19 protein-coding genes and 2 pseudogenes are annotated in these 23989 nt (G+C 72.2%); 6 read left to right on the plus strand and 15 right to left on the minus strand.

Annotated features, from left to right (window positions below; translation table 11 throughout):
• Positions 1-77: 77 nt before the first annotated feature.
• The 3 genes and pseudogenes from hemC to ABGB11_RS40585 form a co-directional block, all read right to left on the minus strand.
• Positions 78-1079 carry a hydroxymethylbilane synthase gene (gene hemC, locus ABGB11_RS40575; RefSeq protein ID WP_347640919.1) on the minus strand — a complete coding sequence of 334 codons (1002 nt, stop codon included), beginning with the start codon at positions 1077-1079 and terminating at the stop codon, positions 78-80.
• A complete protein-coding gene (locus ABGB11_RS40580; protein ID WP_347640942.1) occupies positions 1076-1273 on the minus strand; it encodes a BldC family transcriptional regulator in 198 nt (65 codons plus the stop codon). Before ABGB11_RS40580 ends, hemC begins: the two co-directional genes overlap by 4 nt.
• A gap of 108 nt (positions 1274-1381) precedes the next feature.
• Positions 1382-1702 (minus strand): annotated as a pseudogene (locus ABGB11_RS40585) (ATP-binding protein); the annotation flags it as partial.
• 96 nt (positions 1703-1798) lie between these two features.
• Between ABGB11_RS40585 and ABGB11_RS40590 the strand changes: the two are divergent.
• Together ABGB11_RS40590 and ABGB11_RS40595 are read left to right on the plus strand one after the other, a co-directional pair.
• Entirely contained in the window at positions 1799-2611 is an 813-nt protein-coding gene (locus ABGB11_RS40590; RefSeq protein ID WP_347640921.1) for a helix-turn-helix transcriptional regulator, read from the plus strand.
• Positions 2608-2793 carry a DUF397 domain-containing protein gene (locus ABGB11_RS40595; RefSeq protein WP_347640922.1) on the plus strand — a complete coding sequence of 62 codons (186 nt, stop codon included), beginning with the start codon at positions 2608-2610 and terminating at the stop codon, positions 2791-2793. Before ABGB11_RS40590 ends, ABGB11_RS40595 begins: the two co-directional genes overlap by 4 nt.
• A 135-nt stretch (positions 2794-2928) precedes the next feature.
• Here ABGB11_RS40595 and ABGB11_RS40600 read toward each other — a convergent pair.
• Both ABGB11_RS40600 and ABGB11_RS40605 read right to left on the minus strand, forming a co-directional pair.
• A pseudogene (locus tag ABGB11_RS40600) lies at positions 2929-3498 on the minus strand (ATP-binding cassette domain-containing protein); the annotation flags it as partial.
• 42 nt (positions 3499-3540) lie between these two features.
• Entirely contained in the window at positions 3541-5232 is a 1692-nt protein-coding gene (locus tag ABGB11_RS40605) for a proline--tRNA ligase (protein ID WP_347640923.1), read from the minus strand.
• A gap of 75 nt (positions 5233-5307) precedes the next feature.
• On the opposite strand from ABGB11_RS40605, the gene proS reads away from it, so the two are divergent.
• Positions 5308-6756 carry a proline--tRNA ligase gene (proS, locus tag ABGB11_RS40610; RefSeq protein WP_347640924.1) on the plus strand — a complete coding sequence of 483 codons (1449 nt, stop codon included), beginning with the start codon at positions 5308-5310 and terminating at the stop codon, positions 6754-6756.
• Between the two features lie 26 nt (positions 6757-6782).
• Here the strand turns inward: proS and ABGB11_RS40615 are convergent, their stop codons facing one another.
• The 8 genes from ABGB11_RS40615 to ABGB11_RS40650 all read right to left on the minus strand — a co-directional run bounded on the left by ABGB11_RS40615 (position 6783) and on the right by ABGB11_RS40650 (position 16452).
• The gene (locus ABGB11_RS40615; protein WP_347640926.1) at positions 6783-7292 is read right to left on the minus strand and encodes a DUF6328 family protein; all 510 of its coding nucleotides are present in this window, start codon (positions 7290-7292) and stop codon (positions 6783-6785) included.
• Between the two features lie 46 nt (positions 7293-7338).
• The gene (locus ABGB11_RS40620) at positions 7339-9315 is read right to left on the minus strand and encodes a SpoIIE family protein phosphatase (RefSeq protein ID WP_347640927.1); all 1977 of its coding nucleotides are present in this window, start codon (positions 9313-9315) and stop codon (positions 7339-7341) included.
• A 112-nt stretch (positions 9316-9427) separates the two neighbouring features.
• Entirely contained in the window at positions 9428-10159 is a 732-nt protein-coding gene (locus ABGB11_RS40625) for an ANTAR domain-containing protein (protein WP_347640929.1), read from the minus strand.
• Positions 10160-10230: 71 nt separating this feature from the next.
• Positions 10231-10629, minus strand: coding sequence for a CBS domain-containing protein (locus ABGB11_RS40630; RefSeq protein WP_347640930.1), 399 nt, complete (start codon positions 10627-10629; stop codon positions 10231-10233).
• Positions 10630-10764: 135 nt separating this feature from the next.
• Entirely contained in the window at positions 10765-11139 is a 375-nt protein-coding gene (locus ABGB11_RS40635) for an SSI family serine proteinase inhibitor (RefSeq protein WP_347640931.1), read from the minus strand.
• Between the two features lie 311 nt (positions 11140-11450).
• Positions 11451-12050 carry a sigma-70 family RNA polymerase sigma factor gene (locus ABGB11_RS40640; RefSeq protein ID WP_347640932.1) on the minus strand — a complete coding sequence of 200 codons (600 nt, stop codon included), beginning with the start codon at positions 12048-12050 and terminating at the stop codon, positions 11451-11453.
• 416 nt (positions 12051-12466) lie between these two features.
• A complete protein-coding gene (locus ABGB11_RS40645) occupies positions 12467-15622 on the minus strand; it encodes a M14 family zinc carboxypeptidase (protein ID WP_347640933.1) in 3156 nt (1051 codons plus the stop codon).
• Between the two features lie 98 nt (positions 15623-15720).
• Positions 15721-16452 (minus strand): helix-turn-helix domain-containing protein, encoded by a 732-nt coding sequence (locus tag ABGB11_RS40650; protein ID WP_347640934.1) that lies wholly within the window; start codon positions 16450-16452, stop codon positions 15721-15723.
• Between the two features lie 176 nt (positions 16453-16628).
• Here ABGB11_RS40650 and ABGB11_RS40655 point away from each other — a divergent pair, with 176 nt between their 5' ends.
• From ABGB11_RS40655 to ABGB11_RS40665, 3 genes are all read left to right on the plus strand, one after another.
• Positions 16629-19031 carry a SpoIIE family protein phosphatase gene (locus ABGB11_RS40655; RefSeq protein ID WP_347640935.1) on the plus strand — a complete coding sequence of 801 codons (2403 nt, stop codon included), beginning with the start codon at positions 16629-16631 and terminating at the stop codon, positions 19029-19031.
• 88 nt (positions 19032-19119) lie between these two features.
• Positions 19120-20004 carry a hypothetical protein gene (locus tag ABGB11_RS40660; protein WP_347640937.1) on the plus strand — a complete coding sequence of 295 codons (885 nt, stop codon included), beginning with the start codon at positions 19120-19122 and terminating at the stop codon, positions 20002-20004.
• A 1151-nt stretch (positions 20005-21155) separates the two neighbouring features.
• Positions 21156-22049 (plus strand): hypothetical protein, encoded by an 894-nt coding sequence (locus tag ABGB11_RS40665; protein ID WP_347640938.1) that lies wholly within the window; start codon positions 21156-21158, stop codon positions 22047-22049.
• Here ABGB11_RS40665 and ABGB11_RS40670 read toward each other — a convergent pair whose 3' ends face one another.
• Together ABGB11_RS40670 and ABGB11_RS40675 are read right to left on the minus strand one after the other, a co-directional pair.
• The gene (locus tag ABGB11_RS40670) at positions 22050-22931 is read right to left on the minus strand and encodes a hypothetical protein (RefSeq protein WP_347640940.1); all 882 of its coding nucleotides are present in this window, start codon (positions 22929-22931) and stop codon (positions 22050-22052) included. It lies immediately after the preceding gene.
• A 486-nt stretch (positions 22932-23417) separates the two neighbouring features.
• On the minus strand, positions 23418-23765 hold the full coding sequence (locus tag ABGB11_RS40675) for a hypothetical protein (protein WP_347640941.1): 348 nt from the start codon (positions 23763-23765) through the stop codon (positions 23418-23420).
• Between the last annotated feature and the right edge of the window lie 224 nt (positions 23766-23989).

Here is a 23989-nt window from a genome sequence, read left to right on the forward strand (position 1 = left end):
TTGGGCGTCCGGCATGACTTCGCCACAGATACCGACCATCCCGGGTCGCAGAACTCATCGTCGCGCCGCGGAGAGCCTCAATGCGGGATACCGCCGATCAGGTCACGCGCGCCCTTGCGCAACAGGTCGCCCGCCACGTAAGCGCCGAGATCCTCGCCCTTGTCCGGCGCCGACCACTCCTGCGAGTGCACGAACGCGGACCCGTCACGGGTGAAGACCATCCCGCGCAAGGTCAATTGCCCGTCCCTCTCCAGCCTGGCATGTCCCGCGATCGGGCTGTTGCAGTGCCCTTGGAGCCCATGCAGCATCGTGCGTTCCGCGCTCACGCACCGCCGAGTGTCGCCGTCGTCCAGCAGCCGCACCAGCTCCACGATGTCGGTATCGGTGCGTCGGCAGTCCACGGCCAGGACACCGGCCCCCACGGCCGGGACGATGTCGAGCGCCTCGCCCGCCCGGTCGATCCCGAGCCTCGCCAGGCTCGCCCGCGCCAGCACGATCGCGTCGAACTCCTCGCCCGCGTCCAGTCGCCCGAGTCGTGAGTTGACGTTGCCGCGCAGGTACTCCACCCGCAGATCGGGCCGGATCCGCCCGAGTTGCGCACGCCGCCGCACGGCCGACGTCCCCACCCGCGCGCCCGGTGCTAGATCGGCCATGCTCTGCACCTTGCTCGCCATCGGAAAGAGCATCACATCGGCCGTGTCCTCGCGTGCGACGTAGGCGGCGAACACCAGGCCGTCCGGGCGTGGCACATCGCCGGGCACGTCCTTGAGGCAGTGCACCGAGACGTCCACGCGGCCTGTCAGCAGCGCCCGGTCGATCTCCCGCATGAACGCGCCCTTGCCGCCCAGATCACCCAGGTGACCCCGGTGCCGGTCCCCGGCCGTCTGAATGCCGACGACTTCGACCCGAACGCCCGCCAGCTCCTCCAGACGCGCCGCGACACCGCGCGCCTGCACCATCGCCAGCGGGGATGTACGCGTGCCCAGCCGCAGCGCGCCGCCCCTACCCGACCATGGGAACACCGGTTCCACCGCACTCGCCCCGGTCAGAACGAGGTCCTTACCCGCCCTTTCCGTCACTTCGCACCGCCCCCGAACATGAGGTGTTCGACCTGCCGGCGGCTGAACCGGCGGACGCCGCCGAGCGTGCGAACGGACGCCAGCTTCCCGTCGTCGGCCCAGCGGGTGACGGTCTTGGGGTCGACGCGGAACATCGTGGCGACGTCTCCGGGCGTCAGGAGCTGCCCCGGACCGAAGTCCCAGCCGTTGATCATGATCGGATCGTCGATCGTCCGCCTGCCGCCGATCTTCGGGCTTGTGCGTCTCGCGGGAGGGCACGTCGGCGGGGCGGCGCTCCACTCGGCGAAGACGACCTTGCCGCCCGCCTCGTCCCGCAGCGCGCCCCAGCAGGACGTCAGCTCCTCGACGATCACCAGCCCCCGGCCGCTCAGCGCATCCGGACCGGCACCGCGCGGCACCGGGAGCGTTCCATCGGCGTCCCAGACCGTCACCACGTGCACGTCGCCGTCCGCGTACGCGTCCACCCGCACTTCATCGGTCACCGCATGCCGGACGGCGTTGCTGACCAGTTCCGAGACCACCACCCGCACGTTATAGGCATCGACGGGCCATTGCGCGGCGAGCACCGCGACATAATCCCGAGCCGCTTTGATCTCCTCGACATTTGCCTTGAATGCGAGCATTCCGCTCCCTCCTCGCGCGTTCTCCGGTCACAGCGTGACGGCTCGCGCTACGGTTCATTCCGTTCAATACGACAATCTGTACTCAAGGGATCACATATGGGCGCGCGGAATGATCTCGATCCTGATCACGATCATTGGCATTGGCTGGCATCTGACCTGCGGATATGGCGGGTCGAGCGGAATATGACGCAGACCGAGGTGGGCACGATCCTTGGCGTCACAAAGGCTCAGGTTTCGAACTGGGAATCGGCTCGCGAAAACCTGCCTCTGAAGCACGCCGAAACTTTGGACAGAGTTTGGCGTACATGCGGGCATTTCACCCGACTTCGCCGTCTTGCGGAGCGGGCGCACGACCCGGGCTGGTGGAACCGGTACACGCCGATCGAGGCGCGAGCCTCCCGCATCTGCTACTGGGCTCTCGCGATCATTCCCGGATTGCTCCAGACGGTCGACTACGCCCGTGCGCTCCTGGAAGACGGCCAGATCATCGAGGACGTGGAGGCGACGGTCGACGCGCGCATCGCCCGGCAGGAGGTCCTGAACCGGGACAGGCCGCCCGAGCTGCGGGCACTGATCAACGAGTCGGCACTCGACCAGCCCGTCGGCGGACCGGAGGTCATGAGAGAACAGCTCGCCCACCTCATCACGCTCAGCCACCGACGCAACGTCATCCTGCGCGTCGTGCCCCGCAGCGTCGGCGCGCACATCGGCCTGGACGGCTCGTTCGCAATCCTCTATGGGACGGAGAATTCCGCGGCCTACATGGACGCCAACGCGGGTGGCAGACTGACCCATGACCCGACAAGGCTGGACGATCTCCATCGGCGCTTCGACCTCATCGGCTCCGAAGCGTTGTCGGCGTCCACCTCACGTGCTCATATCGAGCGGACCATGGAGGGCTTTCAGTGATCGAGTGGCGCAAGTCCAGCCGGAGCAACGCGTCCGGTGAGGAATGTGTGGAGGTCGCGGCCCTTACCGAGGGGTGCGGTGTGAGGGACAGCAAGGCGCCCGACGCCGGGTACCTGGCCCTCACCACCGAGGGGTTCGCCCGGCTCCTGAGCCGCGTCAAGCAGGACGAACTGGATCTCTGACCCGCACGGCCGCCGATCGAGGCAACCGGTCGGCGTCGGGTCAGCGGGGGCGGGCCACGCGGGGCTCGTCCCAGACGGGTTCGGCGGATTCGTAGACGGAGCCGTCGGCGCCGAAGATCAGGTGGCGGTCGAAGGCTCGGGCTCGTCCAGCAGCAGGACCTCGTCGGGGCCGCGGAGCAGCGCCTCCAGGGCGAGGCGCTTCTGCTCACCGCCCGACAGGGTCCGGACCTCCCGCCAGCGGCACGAGTCGTAGGAGACGCCCAGGGCCGCGACGCAGCACGCGTCCCACAGGACCTCGGCCTCGTAGCCGCCGGCGTCGCCCCAGCCCGCGAGGGCCGTGGCGTAGCGGAGCTGCGCCGGTTCGTCGTCGCGCTCCATCATCGCCAGCTCGGCCGCCTCCACCGCGGCCGCGGCCTCGCGCACCCGCGGCGGCGCCAGCGACAGGAGCAGGTCGTGGACGGACGAGTCGTCCCGCATGCTCCCGATGAACTGGCGCATCACGCCGATGCCGCCGCTGTGCGCGACGGTCCCGGACTGGGGCGCCAGGTCGCCCGCGATCAGCCGGAGAAGGGTCGTCTTCCCGGCGCCGTTCGGGCCCACGAGCGCCGCGGTGACGCCTTCGCCGACCCGGAAGGAGACATCGTCCAGGAGCGTCCGGCCGTCCGGCAGTACATGGCGGATGTGCCCCACCTCGACGTGTCCCATGGTCCCCGAGTTTCGAGAGGCCCGCGGACAGCGTCAAACGAATTACATGAGCAGCGACCGCACGTGCTCCACGACGGAGTCCAGCGCGACCTTGGACGTCTCGCCGGTGGCCCGCACGGTGACCTCGGCGACGCCCTCGGCCAGGCCGCGGCGGCCGACGGTCACGCGGAACGGGATGCCGGTCAGCTCGGCGTCGCGGAACTTCACGCCCGCCCGTTCGGGACGGTCGTCGATCACCACCTCCGCACCGGCGCCGGCGAGCCCGGTGTAGACGTCCTCGGCGGCCCCGGCCACGGCGGCGTCATCGGACTGCGCGGCGACCACCGCGACCTGGAACGGCGCCACGGAGGGCGGCCAGACGATGCCGCGCTCGTCGTGGTGGGTCTCTACGATCGCGGCCATCGCGCGCTCCACCCCGATGCCGTAGCTGCCCATGACCAGCGGGACGCGCCGCCCGTCCGGGTCCAGGACCTCGGCGCCGAGCGCGCGGGAGTACCGGTCGCCGAGCTTGAAGATGTGCCCGACCTCGATCGCCCGCAGGATCCGCAGCGGCTCGCCGCAGCGGACGCAGGGCTCCCCTTCCGCGACCTCCCGCAGGTCGGCCCACGTCCCGACCTCGATGTCCCGGTCGACCTCGACGCCGCGCAGGTGGACGTCGTCGGTGTTGGCGCCGGTGAACATGGCGCGGCGGCTCCGCAGCGCCTCGTCGGCGATCACCGGGAGCGCGACTCCGACCGCGCCGAGGCTGCCGGGGAGCGCGCCCAGGGCGTCCCGGATCTCGGCCGGTTCGGCGGCGCGGATCCCGGCGGCACCGGTCGCGTCCACGAGCTTCTGCTCGTTCAGCGGATGGTCGCCGCGGAGCAGGACCAGCGTGAGCGTGCCGTCCAGGACGTAGACGAGCGTCTTGATCTGCCGGTCGGCCGGGGCGTCGTACGCCAGCAGGTCCTCGATGGTGCGGACGCCGGGCGTGTCGAAACGCTCGGGCGCCGGAAGGCCCGGCCCGTCCTGCACGGGCGACAGCACGGACACGGCACGTTCGATGTTCGCCGCGTACCCGCACCCGGGGGAGTGGACGACGAGGTCCTCGCCCACCTCGGCGGGGCACATGAACTCGGTCGAGCCGGAGCCGCCCATGGTGCCGCTGGACGCCTCGCACGGCAGCGCCGGGACGCCCAGCCGCTCGAAGATCCGCACGTAGGCGCCGTGGTAGGCGTCGAACGACGCGTCGAGACCCGCGCCGTCGATGTCGAAGCTGTAGGCGTCCTTCATGGTGAACTCGCGGGTCCGCATGAGGCCGCCCTTGGGGCGCGGCTCGTCCCGGAACTTCGTCTGGAACTGGTACCACTGCTGCGGCAGCTGCCGGTAGGAGCTCAGCTCCCGCGCGACCGTCGCGAAGATCTCCTCGTGCGTCATGCCGAGGGCATGCTCGGCGCCGCGCCGGTCGCGGAGCCGGAACATCTCCTGCCCCATGAGCTCCCAGCGGCCCGACCGCCGCCACGGCTCGGCCGGATGCAGCGCCGGCAGCAGCATCTCCTGCGCGCCGATCGCGTCCATCTCCTCGCGGACGATCTGGACGATCTTCGCCCGGACGCGGACGGCCATCGGCAGCAGCGAGTAGTGGCCGGCGGTCAGCTGCCGGACGAAGCCCGCCCGCAGGAGCAGCCGGTGGCTCGGCGCGTCCGCCTCGGCGGGATCGTCGCGGAGGGTGGGCACGAACAGCCGGGACCAGCGCATCCCGCGAGGGTAGCGAAGCGCCCGGTGGCGCGAAGTGTCATGACCTGGTGCCGCCGGTCAGTACCCTTGTATGCCGTGAGCCGAGAAGGTGTGACGCCGCAGAGCGAGGATTTCTCCGCCTGGTACAACGAGGTGGTCGTACAGGCCCAGCTCGTCGACCGCGGACCGGTGCGCGGCACGATGGTCATCCGCCCGTACGGTTTCCGGATGTGGGAGCTGCTCCAGGCCGACCTGGACCGGCGCATCAAGGACGCGGGCCACGACAACGCGTGCTTCCCGATGTTCATCCCGGAGTCCTACCTCAAGCGCGAGGCCGAGCACGTCGAGGGCTTCTCGCCGGAGCTCGCGGTCGTCACCCACGCCGGCGGCAAGGACCTGGAGGAGCCGCTCGTCGTGCGGCCCACGTCCGAGACGGTCATCGGCGAGTACATGGCCAAGTGGATCGACTCGCACCGCGACCTGCCGCTGCTGCTGAACCAGTGGGCGAACGTCGTCCGCTGGGAGATGCGGCCCCGGTTGTTCCTGCGCACCACCGAGTTCTTCTGGCAGGAGGGCCACACCGCGCACGCCGACGAGGACGAAGCGATGCGCGAGACGATGTGGGCGCTGGACGCCTACGCGAGCGTGGCGCGCGAGCTCGCGGCGATCCCGGTCGTGGCGGGGGAGAAGACGCCCGGCGAGCGGTTCGCCGGGGCCGTCCGCACGTACACGATCGAGGGCATGATGCGGGACGGCCGCGCGCTCCAGGCCGGCACGTCGCACTACCTCGGCACCAACTTCGCCAAGGCGTTCGAGATCCAGTACCAGGACGAGGCGGGCAAGCTCACCCACGCCCACACGACGTCCTGGGGCATGAGCACCCGCATGATCGGCGGCGTGATCATGGCGCACGGGGACGACAAGGGGCTCGTCCTGCCGCCGCGGATGGCGCCCTACCAGGTGGTCGTCGTCCCGATCGGGCGCAAGGAGCAGGGCGAGCAGGCCGCCGCCGAGGCCCGCCGGCTGGGCGCCGCGATCAAGGCGACCGGGGTCCGCGTGCACGTGGACGACAACCGCCCGCAGCTGTCGCCCGGCTTCAAGTTCAACGAGTGGGAGATGCGCGGCGTCCCGATCCGCGTCGAGCTGGGCAAGCGCGACATCGAGGCGGGCGTCGCGACCGTCGTCCGGCGGCTGCCGACCGTCGAGGGGCAGGGCAAGGAGCAGATCCCGCTCGACAAGGTCCCCGAGCTGCTGCCCGGGATGCTCGCCGACTTCCAGTCGTTCCTGCTGGCCAGGGCCGAGAGGTTCCGCGAGGACCACACCGCGGTCGTCGACTCCTGGGACGCGTTCGCCGAGCAGGTCGCGACCGGCTGGGCGCGGGCGTTCCACTGCGGTGAGGGCGCGTGCGAGGACGAGATCAAGGCCGAGACCGCGGCGACCCCCCGGGTCATCCCGGCCGACGCGCCTGAGGAGACCGGCGACTGCGTGAAGTGCGGCCGCCCGTCCGCCTACGGCAAGCGCGTCATCTTCGGCAAGGCGTACTAGAGGCGTACCAGGGGGCGGGCCGCGCGTCAGGAGCCGTCGGCTCCGATCGAGCGGCTCGCCTTCAGCCTCGCCAGGTACGGCTGGACGAACCACAGCCATCCGCACAGCACCAGGACGACCACCGCGGTGGCGATCACCGCGCCGTCCACGTCCGACATCGCGTGCACGATCAGCGTGGTGGACGCGGTGATGGAGATCGCCAGCGCGAACGCGCCGAGGATGCCGAACTGGTTCGCGCGGTGGATCAGCAGCGGCTTCTGCCCGAGCCGGAACAGGATCCGGTGCTGGAACACGGGGGCGATGAAGCAGATCGAGGCGAGTGCCGCGCCGAACAGCGCGATGTAGAACAGCATCCTGCCCGTGTCGTCGACCTTGCGGTCGAAGTTGGTGGAGAACGGGACGGTGAGCAGGAACGCGAACAGCACCTGCACACCGGTGGTGGCCACGCGGAAGCCCTGCAGGAGTTCCATCAACTGGCGGTCGAGCCGTTCGTGCTCGGTCTCGTTGCGGGGCTTGTCCGCGGGGTCGACGGTCATAAATGCCATTTACCCGGCAAAGTTTGGATCAGTCCAGAGGCGCGGCCTAGTCGAGGCTCGGCGGCTCCACCCTCAGCGCGAGCATCGACACGTCGTCGCGCAGATCACCGTCGCAGTAGGCGAGCAGCGCGCTCTCCACGGCGGCGAGCATCTCCTCCGGGCCCTTGCCCGCGTGCGCGGCGAGCGTCTCCAGCAGCCGCTCCTGGCCGAACTCCTGCCGCGTCATGTCGCACGCCTCCAGCACCCCGTCCGAATGCAGGATCAGCGTGTCGCCCACGGACAGGTCGATCGTGTCGAGCCCGGCCTCGAAGTCCTCGAACAGGCCGAGCGGGACGCCGCCCCGCGACGCCGACCTGATCACCCCGTCGGCGCGCACCACGATGGCCGGCGGATGCCCCGCGGTGCCGAGCGACGCGATGACCCGCTCGGTCTCCAGCGTCACGCCCGCCATCACGGCCGTGACGAACCGGTCCTCGTCCAGCAGCGCCTCGTTCACGATGCCGAGGACGTCGGCCGGGCGGGCCTTCCACCGCGACGCGAGCCGCACGCAGTGCCGGGCCGTCGCCGTCACGGCCGCGGCGTCCTCGCCCTTGCCGCACACGTCGCCGAGGACCAGGCCCCACCCTGTCTCGGTGCGGAACACGTCGTAGAAGTCGCCGCCGACGTCCGCGCCGTGCGTGGACACCAGGTAGCGCGCCGCCACGCTCACGCCCGGGATGGCCGGGAGCCGCTTCGGCAGCAGCCCCGCCTGCAGGGTGTCGGCCACCTCGGCGCGGCGCCGGTAGAGCCGCGCCGCCCGGATCACCAAGGCCAGGTAGCGGCCGAGCCGCTGCACGACCCCGAGGTCCATGAGGTCGAACGGCCCGTACTCGCCGCCCGTCGCCAGCGTGATCGTTCCAATGGCCCGGTCGCCGTCCTCGATCGGGACGCTGAGCAGCGACGTCGCGCCGATCTTGGCGCAGACGGGCTGCCCGTCCGGGCAGACGCCGAGCACGTCGACGTTCTCCACGTGCGGCCGCAGCGCGCTCTGCCGGGTGACGAACACCGTGTGCGGCAGCGTGTCCTCGGCCGGGTCGACCTGCTCCAGCAGCCGCGCGGCCTCGACGGAGCGCTCGTCCTCCGGGCCCATCACGACCTGGCGGCGCAGCCTCGGCGCCGTCCCGGCCGCGTGCACGCCGCCCATCGGGGGCCCGCCCGGGACTCCGTTGCCCGGGCCGGTCAGGTCGATGAACGCCCAGTCCGCCAGCTCGGCGGCCAGCAGCCGGGCGCACCGCCGGACGGCCACCGTCTCGTTGAAGACCGGCTCGTCCAGCAGCAGCTCGCTGGCGGTCGCGAGGACGTCCATCCGGTGCACGATCGTGGCCACGGCCTCGTCGTCGCCGGGCCCGCCCTCGACGGTCCGCGCCCGCCCGCCCTTGGCGCGGGGGCTCGTGGCGGCCTCGTCGCTCGCGGGGGTCGTCGTCGGCCCGGCGGCCACCACGACCATCGGGTCGGGCTCGCCGCGGATCCACACCCGGGCCATCGTCACCACGGCGTCGACCGGGTGGTCGCGGCCGAGGAAGCGGACGCTGACGCGGCGCCGCCGTCCCGTCCGGACCGCCGCCGCGAGCTGCGACCGCACCGCCGCGCGGGTCGCCAGGTCGCAGAAGGCCGTGAACTGCTTGCCCGACACGTATCCCGACGACGTGCCGAGCAGCGCGGCCGCCTGCCGGTTCACCCGCCGGACGCTCGCCGTCCGGTCCAGCAGGAACAGCGGGACCGGGGCGTCCTGGAAGACGGTCCGCAGCACGCGGCGCTCGTTCTCGGCGGCGGTCGAGTCGCCGGCCTCGCCGGCCTGCCCGCCGCCCATCGTGCGCATCACGGTCAGCGCGAGCTCCAGCTCGACCAGGGCGGCGTCCAGCGTGGCGCGCAGGTCGGGTTCGGGCACGCCGGCGGCCTGCCGCAGCTCGCCGATGCGCCCTTCGAGCTCCGAGATCTCCTGCGGCAGGGACCCGGGTTCGAGCTGGTCACGCTGATCGTGCATCTGGTCTCCTCTCGTCCGCGTCAAGCGGTGGAACCAGGGCGGCTCGCGCCCGGGCAGGGCCGGACCACGATCGTCGGGGCCGCACCACGCAGCCTATGCTCCACATCCGCACCTAGGGCAGCCCTTGATGACCGACGATACGCTGGGCGAGCGCGGTGAGCTTCACGTGACGCGTCTGGGAGATGCGGCGCATCTCGGCGAACGCCTCGTCGGCGTCGCAGCCGAGCGCGTGCATGAGAATTCCCTTGGCCTGGTCGACGATCGCGCGGGCCTCGACGGCCGCCTGCAACTGGACGGCGGTGCGGTGCACGTCGTCGTACTGCCGGGAGTTCGACACGGCCGCGCTGCCCTGCGCGATCAGCAGGGCGGCGATCGCGTGCTGCCCGTGCCCGAGGGCCTTCGGGCTCACCCCGTACAGCGAGAGCGTGACCATGACGGGCGGGTTCAGGTGCGGGGTGGTGGTGAAGCAGCGCACCCCGCGGCGCAGCATGTCCGACATGGCCTCGGGCCAGCGGGTCTCGCCGAGGATGTCGTCGGACGTCAGGACGGCCCGGCCCTGCACCACGTCGAAGATCGGGCCGTGCCCGCGGGACAGCTGCCGGTCGACGACCTCGGCGAGGTCGGGATGGCTCGCCGCGGAGGCCAGCGGCTCGGGCTGGTCGACCGCGGCGCCGTCCGGCAGCGCCCAGCGCACGCTGCTCGCGCCCGCGCACCCCGGCACGGCGCGCGCGGCGAGGTCGGTCACCCGGTGCAGGGTGCCCACGTCGGAGGACTCGCCGACCATCCCCAGCCGGGCGATCTCCAGGGCGAGCTGGTCCGTGAGGACCGTTTCGGTGGACGTCACCTTTTCGAGATTATCCTGGCGGGCGGACTGCCAGGGCGGGGGCGCGTGTCCCGGTGGGGGCATCGGGGGTCCTAGTTGTTGGGCGGGGCCTTGCTGATCTCGGGGAGGGGGCCGACCTCGCCGTTCGCGACGGCGAGGTCGCCGATCGACACGATGCCCACGGGGCGCTGCTCGGCGTCCACGACGGGCAGCCGCCGGACGGCCTGCTCGCACATCAGCCGGGCCGCGGTGTCGGTGTCGTCCTCGGGGTGAATGGTGGTCAGCTCGGCCGTGCACACGTCGCCGAGCGGCGTCAGCGCGGTGTCGCGGCTCTCGGCGACCGCGCGGACGACGATGTCGCGGTCGGTGACGAGACCGCAGAGGCGTCCCGCGAAGGTGACGAGCACGTCGCCGATGCCCTGGTCCCGCATGAGGCGGGCGGCCTCGTACAGAGTGGCGTCCAGCGGAAGCGACTTCGGTGACGCCGTCATCACGTCACCGACCTTTGGTGGCATCGCGCGCACATCCTCCCGTCTAGCCGGCGGCTCGCGTGGCCCGTGTGCGCGCCCTACCCACGGTCGGCGCGCCTATGCGGACCGTTCGATATCACGTCACGACCTGCATGTTTAGAACGCGAAGACGCTGCCGGTGCGCGACCGCATGACGCAGTCGTTGCCGTATTCGGCCCTGAACCGCGCGGGTTTCCCGCGCCACCGCCCCTTGGCCTGGGCGATGACGGGGGCGTACACGTCGGCGCACATACGCCCGTCCGGCGCGTGCTCGAACGCCCCGCCAGACCCGCTCAGCTCCAGGCACGCCCGCGCCGCGTCCGGATGCCCGCCCCCAGGCGGGTCGCAACGCAACGTGACCGCCCTGGCCCCGGAGGACTGCTGCCCCGGATGCGTGACGGAGAGCCGCAGCGACGTCTCCGCCCCGGGAGGCGCGGCCACCAGGAGAGCGACCACGGCACCCACGACCACACCGGCGGCCAGATTAGGCATCGACACTCCCGACGCGAAGAGACTTCGTCGCGAAGTGTATCGACGCCATGACGGAACGTGCATGAAAACGGGCGATCCCGCAGCCACGGGGCAGCTGCGGGATCACGATCACGAAGTAAGGCCCGGTACGGCGCCCAGCCACGGCCGGACCACGCCACAACCTCAATGGTTGCGATCGCGTCCGAAGGCAGGGGCGAGCGAAGCGAGAACCTGATCGCGCAGCGAGCCGCTAGGCGAGTCGGAGCGATGCCAGCGATCGCCCGCGTTTCTCGACGATGGAGGGCCGCCAGGCCCGAAGGAGGAGAGAAATGCTAAGCAGCAAGCACATGGTCGGAGAGGGTTTCGCGGAGTTGCTTGCGGCCGCGGTGGAGGCGGGACATGACCGTGCCGATGGGGGTGCCCATCAGCTGGGCGATCTCCTTGTAGGGGTAGCCCTCGACGTCGGCGAGGTAGACGGCGTCCCGGAAGTCCTTCGGCAGGGCGCGCAGGGCGGCGATGACCTCGGAGTCGGGGATGCGGTCGAGGGCCTCGGACTCGGCGGACCGGAACCCGGACGAGTGCGCCTCGGCGTGCGCGATCTGCCACTCCTCCAGCTCCTCGGAGCCGGCGCGCTGGGGCTCGCGCTGCTTCTTGCGGTAGGTGTTGATGAAGTTGTTGGTGAGGATGCGGTGCAGCCAGGCCTTGAGGTTCGTGCCCTCCTGGAACTGGTGGAAGTTCACGTAGGCCTTGGCCAGGGTCTCCTGGACCAGGTCCTCGGCGTCGGCGGAGTTGCGGGTCATGCGGACGGCGCTGGCGTACAGCGGGTCGGCGAGCGGCAGGACGTCGCGCTCGTAGCGCCGCGCGTTCTCGGCCGTCGCGGCGCCCGCGGCGTCGCGGCTCGTGCGGCGGACAGGCGTGGTGACAGCGGTCATCGTCGCTCCCCGTAGTAGTGCCCGGTGAGGGCGGATTGCATGGCGCGTGTTCGGGGGCACGCGCGGACCGGGCGGATGAACCGCCCCCCGTCAAGTGGTACGTGCCACCGTTCCCGGCGGGTTCGGAGGGGCCTCGGCCTCGCGTGGTAGGTGGGCCGAGGGTTGTGTGCGCGCTTCGGCGTTGCCAGAGCGACCCCGGTGTCAGGGACGTCGCGGGCCATGCCCGATCGGCGCTCCCCACCCGCCGGTGGGGTCTTCCTGCTATGTAAGACGCCTGGAACGGGCCAAAAGGTTGCCAGGAAACGCGTGTTGTCTGTCACACCGGGTACCGGCGCGGATCAAGCGGTGCTCATCGGGCGGTATACGGCGAAGTCCCCGGGAGCCCGCGGGCGGCGGGTTCCCGGGGACGTGAGGGGTCAGTCGAGCAGGTGCTTCAGGGCCCTGGTCACCAGGATCCGCCCTTCAGGACTTTGCTCGATGCCGAATCCGAGGAGGACGGTGTCCCTGGTCGCCACCGACGAGACGGAGTCGATCAGGGCCTGCGAGCGGACGAACTCGGTGCCGTTGCCGGGGCTACCGGCGGGGGCGCCCTGGATCGCCCACGGGCCGAGGCCGGTCTCGAAGCCTTCGGCGTCGATCTGGCCGCCGGACGTCGTCAGCCTGGTGTCGTCGATGAACAGTCCGGTCCCGCCGGTGGCGGGGTCGCTGACGTAGGAGATGGACACCTCGATCTTCTTGCCCGCGTAGGCGGACAGGTCGAACGCGGCGGGGACCCAGCCGTTGGAGTTGCCGGTGAACGCGTTCCACGCACCGGACGTCCCGGTGTTCCCGCAAGGGTTGCCTCCCGTGAGGTAGTGGGTGAGGAACGGGTGCATGGCGAGGTAGTAGCCCTGCTCGCACTGTTCGGGGACGGTCGTGCTCGTCCGCCCGTTCTTGTCGGGCAGCGTCGTCCAGTCCTCGGCGCCCGTGGTGTGCGCCTCGACGATGATGTTGTCGAAGCCCGTCTCGGTGCTGTAGGAGAGCTGGGCCTGGAGGGTGGGCGCCTGCGCGGCGGTGACCGCGGACAGGTCGATCGTCCGGGTCAGCCTCCGGTAGGAGCCGTCCTGGTGCGGGCCCGCGACGTACCACTGGCCTTCGACGGGCTCGGTGGGTGCCGCCGCGCCCGTGTAGTCACCGGCCTTCCAGCTGGTGAACTGCGGGAAGTCGGCCTTGGGCAGCACGGTCGAGGTGACCTGGAAGCCGCCCGCCTCGTTCACGGGGTTGGTCGCGGTGCCGCCGACCTTGGCCGTGACCCCGTCGAAGGGCGACTTGGACCCGGTGAAACCCGTCGGAGCCCCGACGCGCTGCCTGTCGTAGGCGCCCAGGTAGTACTGGAAGAAGTCGTCCGACAGCAGCTCGCAGTCGTCCCGGAAGTTTCCGGTGACCACGCAGGGCTTCTCGGGGTGGCCTTTCAGCCCGTAGTAGATGCCGCCGCCGTTCAGCCGGCTGATCGGACCGTAGTAGCCGGTCGTCTCACCGGTGTGGAGCAGCTTCCCGCCCTCGTTCAGGTACGACCGGACCGACAGCACCAGGTCCTTCGCGCGGTCGGCCACCTGCGAGTCGGGGGCGTCGCCGAGGAAGGTCTTCACCGGGTCGTCGGCCGCATCCTGGGTCAGGCGGTTGTCGCCGAGTTCCCAGACGACGGCCTTGAAGTGCTTCAGGACGCCGAGGTCGTGCGGGACGCCGTTCTTGTCGATGTCCCAGACCAGCGGCCGGTGCTTGGCCGCTTTGACCAGGTCGGCGTACTGCGCGGCGTAGCGGGGCTGGTTCGTCCCGGCCGGGTACGTCGGGTTGATGCCGGTGTAGTCCTCGTCCGCGATGACCAGGACATCGGCCTTGTGCCGGTCCCGAACCGTGTAGGTGAAGTGCGGGCTCTCGACCTGCCGGTGGCCCTTCCGGCCGGTGAACCACACCTCGACCCTGTCACCGGGACGCTGCCGCCCGATCTCGCCGCGGTACTCGGCGTAGTAGGTGTCGTTCTCGTCTCCGAAGCGCTCGCCCCCGCGCCATTCGCGCAGGTGCCCGTGGCGCGTCCGGCCGCCGTTGATCCGGTAGCGCAGCTCCTTGCCCCGCAGCGACCTGCGGATCACGGACGCGACCTCCTGCGACGAGCCGTAGGACGTGCTGAACGCGTCCGTCTCGAAGTCCGGCGTGGTGCGCCCGACCGGCGAGACGGGCTCGTCCGGCGTGTGCGCGGACTGCCCGACCGCCAGCGCGAACGGCAGGTTCTTCTGGAACTCCCTCTGGACCAGCGCCTCGTCGTCCGGGAACTCGAAGTCGCTGCCGCAGTCGCCCGGCTCCCACGCGTCGTCCGGGTCCTCGTTCGCGGCGGTGGTGCAGGTCGCCATCTCCGGCGTGATCGACAGGGCGCCGTAGGCGTTGTCCGCGAGGCCGTCGGTCTCGCCGTTGGTGGTGTAGAGCTGCGCGCCGAGCTCGGGCGTGTAGCCGGGGACGGCCGGGTGGTCGATGTCGCCGAGGAGCGCGTCGTGGATCGCGTCGTCCGGGCTGCGGGTGAGCGCCTGCCAGCCGACGCCGTGCAGCAGCAGCTCCGCCGCCGAGTGGTAGTTGATCAGGTAGGCCGGCCGGAGCCGCTTGTAGAGGCCGACCTGCGCCGCCGTCTCGGGCTCGGACGTCGGGGACGGCCCGCGGTAGGTCTGGCTGGTGGGCTGGTCGGACGAGCCCTCGTTGTCGTAGCCCCACTTGTAGGGGAAGTTGCGGTTCAGGTCGACGCCGTCCGCGCCGGTGATCTGGCCGTCGCCGTTGTTGTCGCGGGTGTTCTTGCGCCAGAGCCGGAAGCCCTCCTCGAACGTGAGGTCGTAGCCGTCCACGTTCACCACCGGGACGAACCACAGCTCCGTCGTGTCGATGATCTTGGTGAGCCGGGCGTCCGTGCCGTAGCCGCCGACGTAGTGGTGCAGCAGCCGGCGGACCATCTCCGGCGTGATCCACTCGCGGGCGTGCTGGGCGGCCTGGTAGACGACGACGGGCCGCTTGTGGTGCTTGTGCCGCACGTCCTTGGTGACGCGGACGGCCGTGATCGGCTGGCCCTCGCCCGATTTCCCGATGTCCACCGCGGTCGCGATGGACGGATGGTCGGCGGCGACCTTCAGCAGCTCCTCGCGGAGGTTTCCGGGGCCGCTGTAAGGACGGAACACCTTCGGTGCGGCGGCGAGGGACCGCTGGCGCGCGTCCTTGCCGTCCACCTTCTTGACCGTCAGCCCGAGGCCGAGCTTGTTGAGCGCGGCGGCCTCGGTGCCGCTGAGGACGGCCTCGACGTGGACGCGGTCCTTCTTCGCGCTCTTGGTGACGCTGACGTCCTCGCGGTCGAGGGCGGACCGGTTCAGGACCCGCACCTGGTCCTGGGTGAGGTCGGCGGCGTAGACGTCCACGGCCGCGCCGGACGGCGGGTTCTTCGGCGCCGCGGCGGCGGGGGCGGCCGTGACCATCCCGATGAGGAGCGCCGCCGTGGCGAGGGTGGGGGTGAGTCGTCTGTTCCGAAACAGATCGCGCGGCCGGAAAAGGTTGCGCGGCATTGCGCCCTCCTGGCAGGGATCACAACGGGGGTCGCGCGATCGTCCGCCGGGAGGCGAGTGTCGTCAATGGGGCGTGAGTGCCTTATGCCCGCTTTCGGTCACGGGGTGCCGGTGTGGCCCGCCAGGACCGCCCGGACGAGCCGCACCGCGAACTCCTCCGCGGCGGCGGGCAGCCCGGCGCCCGCCTCGACCGCCTCCGGCCCGGCCAGCCGGGTGAGGAAGGCGTGCTGCTGACACCCTCCGAGCAGGGCCGCCGCGATGTACGGCAGGGGCGCGCCGGCCGCCAGCCGGCCCGCCCGCTGCTCGGCCTCCAGGTACCCGATCAACGCCGTGTGGCCCATCACCGGCCCGGCCGCCGCCCCTCCGGGATGCCCCGCGGGAGGACCGCCGGGCGCCGCGGCGGCGGCCTGGCCACCTCCGGCCCGCCCGCGCGCCTTGGCGGCCGCCTCCTTCTGTGCTTTGGCGGGGCCGTCGTCCCGAAGCCACGCGATCAGCTCCGGATCGGCCAGCACGGGCCCGGTCATCGGCAGCAGCTCGCCGTAGAAGCCGACCATCTCGGTGGCGAGGCGGACGAGGTTCTCCTCGACCGTGTTCCGGCCGGCGGAGGCGAGCAGCGTCGCCATCGCGGCCCGCGCCGTCCCCGTCACCTCGGCGAGGGCGGCCGCGAACAGGGCGGTCTTGTTCGCGAAGTGGTTGTAGAGGCTGCCCTCCGAGACGCCCGCGCTGCGCGCGATCTCCTTGGTCGTCGCGGCGACGATCCCGCGCGACCGGATCACCGTGACCGCCGCGGCCAGGATCCGCTCCCGCATCGTCTCCGTGCCTGTCGCCAACCTCGCGTCACCGTCCCTTCGCCCTGGACGCTAGCATGTGCGGACGGCAATGAGTGAGCGCTCACCCGATACATTTTCGGAGAGTCTCAGCGAACCATTCTCACAGCAGGTAACTTCCCCTTCACCGGGAGTCGCGGGGACGGAACGGAACCCCGCGCCGGGAGAGGGGGACCCGCATGGTCATCGCGGACCTGCTGGGAGTGGCGAGGATGAGCGCCATCACGCTGAACGAGAGCGGCCGGATCAGCCACTGGGACGGCACCGCCGCGGAGTTGTTCGGCGCCGGGCGCGCGCAGGCCGTCGGCCGTCGGCCCGCCGCCCTGCTCGGCCTCCCCCGAGAACACCGCGGCGCCTTCGAGCCGGCGGAGTTCGGACACGTCTGGTGCGGTGCCAGCACCCTGACGCGCGTCGACGACGGCGCACCCGCCGAGGTCGGCTGGTGGGTCTACCCGATCGACGGCGACCTGGGCGACCACGGCGTCCGGGTGCTCGCGCTCGCCGCCGACCTGCGCGGGCTCCGCCGCAACGGCATGGGCATCACCATCGGCGACCTCCTGCTCGCCCCGTCCGACCGGGACCGCCGCCACGCCGCCCGCCTGCTGCGGGTCGAGCCCGCCCTCGCGCCCCCGTCCGGCGATGAACCGGACCCCCTCACCGGCCCCTTCGCCACCCGCCTCGCAGCCCTCCTCCCAGCCCTGGACCCGCCCGCCGCCGCCCGGATCACGTCCCGGGTGCTCGGCCTCGGCTCCCCGGCGGTCTCCCTGGGCCTGACCATGCGCCTGCCGATCGTCCCGCACTCCGACCCCGTCCCGCCCCCGGCCCTCGTCTCGCGGACGACTCCCTGCGTGCCGCCGCCGCGGCCCGCGGACGACCGGCCCTCCCATGCGCCGGACGACATCGCGCGCTCACTGGAACCGCTCAGCTACATCAGCGCGGCCGGCGAGCAGATCGGCAGCTCCCTCGACCATCTGCAGGCCGCCCGGACGCTCGCCGAGGTGCTCGTCCCGCGCCTCGCCGACTTCGCGGCCGTCGAGTTGCTCGAAGGCGTCGTCACCGACTCGGCGCCGCCCGCCGACGAGGTCGACGAGACCACGCCGATGCGCCGCGTCGCCGTCGTCCACAACGACGAGCCCGGCCGCTGGGACGAGGCCGTCCCCGAGGACGAGGCGCTGCTCCTGCCGTCCGGCACGCCGTTCGTCCAGGCCATGCGGACCGGGCGTCCCGTCCACCTTCCGCGGGTGGACGCCGAGCAGGCCGCCCGGTTCTCCGCCGCGCTCGGCGACCGGGACCTCGGGTCCCTGTTCACCGGCCGGACGCTGCTGATCGCCCCGCTGATCGCCCGCGGCCGGGTGCTCGGCACGTTCAAGCTGCTCCGCAGGCCCGACCGGCCCGGGTTCGACGAGCTCGACCTCGCGATGGTCGACGAGATCGCCCGCCGCGCCGCCCTCTGCATCGACAACGGGCGGCTGTACCGGCGTGAGGTCCACGTCGCCGAGGAACTGCAGCGCAGCATGCTCCCCGACGTCCCGCCCGACGTCGCCGGGGCCCGCGTCCGGTACCGCTACCGGCCCGCCGGGCAGGCCGCGCAGGTCGGCGGCGACTGGTTCGACGCCATCCCGCTGCCCGGCTGCCGGCTCGGCATCGTCGTCGGCGACGTGATGGGGCACGGCCTCACCGCCGCCGCGATCATGGGGCAGATGCGCACCGCCGTCCGCACCCTCGCCGCCGAGGACATGCGGCCCGGCCGGGTGCTGCGCCAGCTCGACGGGCTCGCCCGCCGGCTCGGCGAGGACTACCTCGCCACCTGCCTGTACGCGGTGTACGACCCGGTCGAGCGGCGGTGCACGCTCGCGAACGCCGGGCACGTCCCGCCCGTCCTGGTGTCGGCGGGCGGGGAGAGCCGCGTGCTGCCCGTCTCGTCCGGAGTGCCCATCGGTGTCGGCGGCGAGCCGTTCGAGGCCGTGGAGGTCAAGGTCGAGGACGGGGCCCAGCTCGTCCTGTGCACCGACGGCCTCCTGGAACGCCGCGACCGCGACATCGAAGCGGGCCTGGAGGAACTGCGCGGGCGCCTCACCGGCGCGTCCGCCGACCTGGACGGCACCTGCGACGACCTCCTCGACACGCTCGCCGCCCCCACCCCCGTCGACGACACCGCCATCGTCGCGGTCGGGTTCGACGGCATCCCCGCCCAGGACATCGCCGCCTGGGACCTCGACCCCGAACCCGGCACCGTCCGGTGGGTCCGCGCGCAGGTCGCCGCCAGGCTCGCCGGCTGGGGCCTGGAATCCCTCACCGACACCGCGCAGCTCCTGGTCAGCGAGCTCGTCACCAACGCGCTCGTGCACGGCGCCGGCTCCCTCGGCCTCCGCATGGTCAGGGGCCGGACGCTGCTCTGCGAGGTACGCGACGACGGCGCCGACCTGCCGCACCTCCGGCACGCCGACGCCACCGACGAGTCCGGCCGCGGGCTCCAGCTCGTCAGCCACCTCGCGGCGCGCTGGGGCACGCACCGCGTCGAGGGCGGCAAGATCGTCTGGTTCGAGCAGGGCATCCGCCCGCCTCGCGGTTCTGTGAGGTAAATGTCGCGTTCGCGCCAGATACTTTCCAACGTCCCCTTGGTTCTGATCGGAAGTGTCGACCTTCACCGAGGCCCACCGGGGGAACGAGTTGGGTGAGACTCTGACGCTGCCGGTTCCCGAGACCCTCTACGGCACCTACGCCCTGGCGCTCGCCGACCCGATCCCCGACCCCGCCGCCCTCGCGCACGCCGAGGTCACCCGGCGCCTGTCACCGCCCCTGCGCGACCTCGTCCTCGGCATGCTCGACAGCCCCATGCTCACCCTCGACCAGCGCCCCGCGAGCGGCTTCCCGCCCCTGCCGGGCGAGCTGCTCGCCGCCTACGGCGCCTCCCCGTCCACCCTGAAGACCGTCGACGCCGCCGCACACGTCCTCGCCGTCCGCGCCGCGTACCGCCCGGGCCGCCCGCCGGCGCACGAATGGTCCGCCCGCGCCGTCGCCGGAGCCCTGGCCGCCGTCTCCGCCGCCCCGGTGATCGACGTCCTCACCCCGCAGGTCCTCTCGCAGGACCACCTCTTCCGCTCCCTCCCCGACCCCGACGGCACCTTCCGGCTCATCGACTGGATGCTCCTGCCGCACACCGCCGCCCCCGGCGGCTTCTACTTCACCACCAAGGGCCTCGCCCGCTTCGGCCTCCCCGAACTCCAGACCGAGGACGTCCCGCACCGCCTCGTCGACCCCTGGGGCCGCCTCCTCAACGGCCTCGCCCGCCGCGTCCTCGACCTCTGGCTGGACGAGCTGCCCGCCGGCGAGCAGCCCCTAGTCGTCGAGATCCCGGAACTCGTCCCCGTGGGCCTCCAGGACATCGCCGCCGCTCAGGGCCTCGACGAGCCGATGCGGCGCGAGGTCTCCGTCCGGCTGCGCCTCGACCCGCGTCCCCGTCCCGTCCTCACCGTCCTGCCCGCCGAGGACGGCCCCGACCGCCTGGAAGCCCTGTGCGCGGCCCTCTTCGGCGCGCCGGAAAGCCACCGATGAGCTTGCCGATGATCTTGAACTGAGCGCAGGATCGACAGGTGAGATTCGGCCCGCGTGACCGTCGCACCCCCGAACCCGAGGACTCCGGCTCCTCACCCGACCCCGAGGACCCCGCCCCGCGTCCACCCCACCCCGGGGACGTCCACGTGGCGGGCAGGCGAACGTCGCAAGACCCCCGGACACTGACCGAACCCGCACCCTGGACAACGGCCCCCGACCTCCAGCAACCGGCGTGGACCCCCGAACCCGAGACCACCCCGGGCGTCCCGTCCTCCCAACCCTGGACACAGCACCCACCAAGGGGCCCGGTACCTACCGGCCCACCCCGGCCGAGCAGCAGGCAACCCCCGGGTGAGCAGCCCGCGCCGTCAGACTCGGAACCTCCCGCCCCGGCCGGCGGGCCTCCCACCGACCCGTCCTGGCGCGACCAGAGCCCCTCATGGTCGCCGCCATCGAGCTCGACACCACCGCCACCAGGTGCTGGTCCGCTGCCCGAGCCATCCAGCGACTGGACACCAGCCACCGGTTCACCCCAACCGGGCGGTGAGGCGTCCTTGGGTGAGCAGGAGTCGTGGTCGCCGCACCCGAAGTCGGGGCCGGTCCCTCCCGCATCGGGCGGTGGGGCGTCTGAGCCACTCACGGATTGGGCGGCAACCGCTTCGTCTGGAGGAGGCCGGCCGGGCGATGAGCGGCCCTCGGAGAGCGGCGCGCCGCAGGGCTCGGAACCTCCTGCGGGTACCGGGCCGCCTCCCGACTCGTCCACGGACTGGACGCCACCTGCCGGTTCTGCCCAGCCGGGCGGTGAGGCGTCCTTGGGTGAGCAGGAGTCGTGGTCGCCGCACCCGACGTCGGGCGGCGAGCCGACACCTGAGCCGTCCACGGATCGGACGGCAGCGGCCGATCCATCAGCGGGCGCACAGCCATCCGGGAAGCCCCCTCCTGCCGAGCGATCGTCCGAACTCTGGACACCGCACACGGCGTCGGGTCCTGGGCCTTCCGAGCAGTCGTCGGATTGGACGGCGGCCGCAGGTTCTTCGGGAGCGGCCCAGCCAGGTAGTGAGCCGTCGTCCACCAGGGAAGACTCGGGCGTCGAGGCCGCAAGTGGGTGGCCGTCGCCGGGGGCGGTGCCTCCCGCTGCGGAGAGTGAGGCCTTGCGGGAGGGGGCGGGTGGTCCGGCCACGGGACGGCATGCTCGTGCGGAAGACGACGAGCCGTTCCTGCCGCGCAAGGGACTGTCCGCCGAGCCGCCGCCGGGGGCCGCCAAGGCGGCGAGGTGGACGCCGCCGCCGCGACCGCGGCCCATGGCGGACCCGGGGCGCCGCGGTGCCATGGCCGACGCGTTCGTCGCCGAGTTCGTCGACAGCACCACGTGGCGGGCGACGCTGGCGGTGCTGGAGAGCGCGTTCCCCGGGCTCGGACTGGCGGCGACGCTCACGCGGCGCGCCGACGACCTGCGGCGGACGACGGACGCGCTCGACCGGAGGGCGGCCGCCAGGCTCGGAGTCCCGGCATGGCTGGACGACGCCGGCATGGTGTTCGACCTCAGCGCCAAGCTGGGTGTGCGGACGGTCCGGGCGCAGATGCCGGAGCCGACCCGTCCACCGCGTGCGTCCAGGCCCTACGCGGGTGCGTTCGTCATCGACACGCTGGATCCGCTCCGCTACCACCGCGCGGTGGGCGGTCCGCAGGCGCCGCGCGACCTGCCGCGAGAAGGGGGCCTGTCCGTCTCGCCGACGGCGGAGGACGACGACAGCGGCGTCGTGATCGTCGCCGACCTGACGTCCGCGGGGGTGCGCGTGCTGGATTCGGCGGCGCTCTGGCGGTACGCGGGCCGGGTGGTCACGGGGACGCTGCGGGAGCCGGAACATCCGCGCACCCGTGCCAGGGCCCGCCGAGCCCTGCACGCCCTGCGGCGCGTCGTGTTCGTCGACCCGGATCTCGGACTCGGGCTGTGCCTGCAGATCGACGCGGCGCGGGTGCCGCGGTGCCTGCTGGCGTTCAGCGTGGACCGGGCGTCCGGCGCGCCCCGGTTCGTCCGTCCCTGATCAGTCGTCGGAGCGCAGCCAGGACAGGTCGCGCTGCCGGTCGGCGGGGAGCTCGCGGATGTGGTCCACGAGCTGCCACGGTTCGGTCGGTGGCGTGCCCTCGTCCGGCAGGACGCCGCACAGGAGCGCGCTCTGCGTGCTGACCGCGACGAACGGCCCGAACTGCGCGATCCCTCCGCCGCGCAGGGCCGCCAACTCGGTGAGCAACGCGTTGACCGCGGACTCGTCCTGCGGGTCGTACAGGCCGCGGACGTACGAGAACAGGTCCTCCGCGAGGACGTCCGACCGCCTTCCGGACATCTGGTACACGGTCCCCCAGTAGGTGCCCGTGGCCCGCGCCGACCGCTGGTCCCGCACCCGGACCCGCAACCCGCACTCGGCCGCGCACTGCTCGTACGCCTCGGCGAGAAGCGCCTCCCCCTCGCCCTCCTCGCTCAGCAGCACGCCGGTGACGACGCCCTCCTCCCGGTCGAGCCGGTCGAGCATCTCCCGGTGCAGTTGCTGGACGTCCTGCTCGACCGCGTCCAGCGACCGGGCCAACGCGTGCTGGGCCTCGCGGTCGAGGTCGACGCCCGCCAGCTCGTCGGAGAAGTCGCCGAACTGCTTCTCCAGCCGCTCGACCCGGCCGGTGACCGAATCGAGCCGCTCGACGACGTCGCTCGACGGCGTCTCCGGCTCCGCCGGCGGGATGGGAATGCCGACCGGTTCCGTCGCCTCGTCGACCACCCGCTTGAGGGCCTCATGCTCCCGGACGAGGTCGTTGAGCTGTTTCCGCAGGTTCCGCAGCTCCGCCTGAGCCTGGGGGAGCCGCTTGTCGGAGGCCAGATAAAGCTCGCGCCCGGCTATCGCAAGGCAGAGCAGGACCAGGATCACGGTGGTCATGTGACTCCTCGAGAAGCGGGCTGCGCTCTCGACGATAACCACCCGCGGCCGGATTGGCCGACCCCCCACCGCATCTCGTCCGAATCGCCCCCCATTTCCCTCCACCCGCCACACCCCCGCCCCAGGCACCCCCACCGCACCTGCGCTGGACGAACGAATTAGCCGCCAAACAGGAGCAGTCAGCGTGGACCGCGCGATGTCAGCCCCGGTCGGCGTCCATCGGTGTGGGTGGCCGGGCGTGGGTGGGGGTGGAGGGGGCCGGCTGGGGTGCTGCGGGCGTGCGGCGGCGTGCGGTTGTCAGGTGGTAGAGCAGTACAGGCGTCCGTCTAGTTGGGCCATCACCTTCGCGAAGGAGTCCACGCAGGCGGAGACGGCTTCCAGTTCAGGGCAGCGTGCCGGCAGCGTCTTCAGCCGGAGCGTGGCGTTCTCGACGGGCGAACCGCTCGGTCAACCCGTCGATCTGCTCGGGGATCAGAACCGGTCTGGTCAGCCGAAGAGGCCGCCTAGGAGGCCGCCGAGGACTTCGGCGGCTCCGCCGGCCAGTTCGCCGGCGACGTCGCCGGCGATGTCTCCGGCCACTCCGCCGGCGGCGTCGGCGATCACGTTGCCGGCGACGTTGCCCGCGTAGCCGGCCACGGCGTTGCCGAAGGCGTCGACGGGTGCGCCGGCGACGTAGCCCGCGGCGTTCTGTGCGTATCCGGCGGCGTCGCCCATGGCGCCGACGGCCATGCCGCCGGCTATCCCGGCAGCGGCGGCGCCGCCCACCAGGCCGGCCGCGGCTACGCCGTGGCCGCGGTGGCCGCGGTAGCCGGGCGGGGCATGGTGGACGGGCATCGGCGGCGGGCCCGGGTGCCCGTGCGCCGCGGGCGGGTAGTGCGGAGCGGGCGGGGGCGGTCCGCCGGGAGCCGGAGGTGGCCCGCCGTGGGCCGGGGGCGGTCCGCCGTGGGCTGGAGGTGGGCCGCCGTGGGCCGGAGGTGGGTAGGGGGTTGGGCCGCCTGGCGGCGGCGGAGGAGGGGGTGTGCCGTGGGGTGCGCCGCCGCCCGGTGGCGGGGGTGGGC

This window comes from Actinomadura sp. B10D3, assembly GCF_039871695.1.
GTDB lineage: Bacteria > Actinomycetota > Actinomycetes > Streptosporangiales > Streptosporangiaceae > Spirillospora > Spirillospora madurae.

Bases quoted from the DNA above. Each gene is read 5' to 3' on its own strand.
- ABGB11_RS40645 (WP_347640933.1), bottom strand. From the start codon at position 15,622: ATGCCGCGCAACCTTTTCCGGCCGCGCGATCTGTTTCGGAACAGACGA.
- ABGB11_RS40605 (WP_347640923.1), bottom strand. From the start codon at position 5,232: ATGCGCTGGTCCCGGCTGTTCGTGCCCACCCTCCGCGACGATCCCGCC.
- ABGB11_RS40615 (WP_347640926.1), bottom strand. From the start codon at position 7,292: ATGACCGTCGACCCCGCGGACAAGCCCCGCAACGAGACCGAGCACGAA.
- ABGB11_RS40640 (WP_347640932.1), bottom strand. From the start codon at position 12,050: ATGACCGCTGTCACCACGCCTGTCCGCCGCACGAGCCGCGACGCCGCG.
- ABGB11_RS40675 (WP_347640941.1), bottom strand. From the start codon at position 23,765: ATGCCCGTCCACCATGCCCCGCCCGGCTACCGCGGCCACCGCGGCCAC.
- ABGB11_RS40590 (WP_347640921.1), top strand. From the start codon at position 1,799: ATGGGCGCGCGGAATGATCTCGATCCTGATCACGATCATTGGCATTGG.
- ABGB11_RS40655 (WP_347640935.1), top strand. From the start codon at position 16,629: ATGGTCATCGCGGACCTGCTGGGAGTGGCGAGGATGAGCGCCATCACG.
- ABGB11_RS40670 (WP_347640940.1), bottom strand. From the start codon at position 22,931: ATGACCACCGTGATCCTGGTCCTGCTCTGCCTTGCGATAGCCGGGCGC.
- ABGB11_RS40635 (WP_347640931.1), bottom strand. From the start codon at position 11,139: ATGCCTAATCTGGCCGCCGGTGTGGTCGTGGGTGCCGTGGTCGCTCTC.
- ABGB11_RS40620 (WP_347640927.1), bottom strand. From the start codon at position 9,315: ATGCACGATCAGCGTGACCAGCTCGAACCCGGGTCCCTGCCGCAGGAG.
- ABGB11_RS40630 (WP_347640930.1), bottom strand. From the start codon at position 10,629: ATGACGGCGTCACCGAAGTCGCTTCCGCTGGACGCCACTCTGTACGAG.
- ABGB11_RS40580 (WP_347640942.1), bottom strand. From the start codon at position 1,273: ATGATCAACGGCTGGGACTTCGGTCCGGGGCAGCTCCTGACGCCCGGA.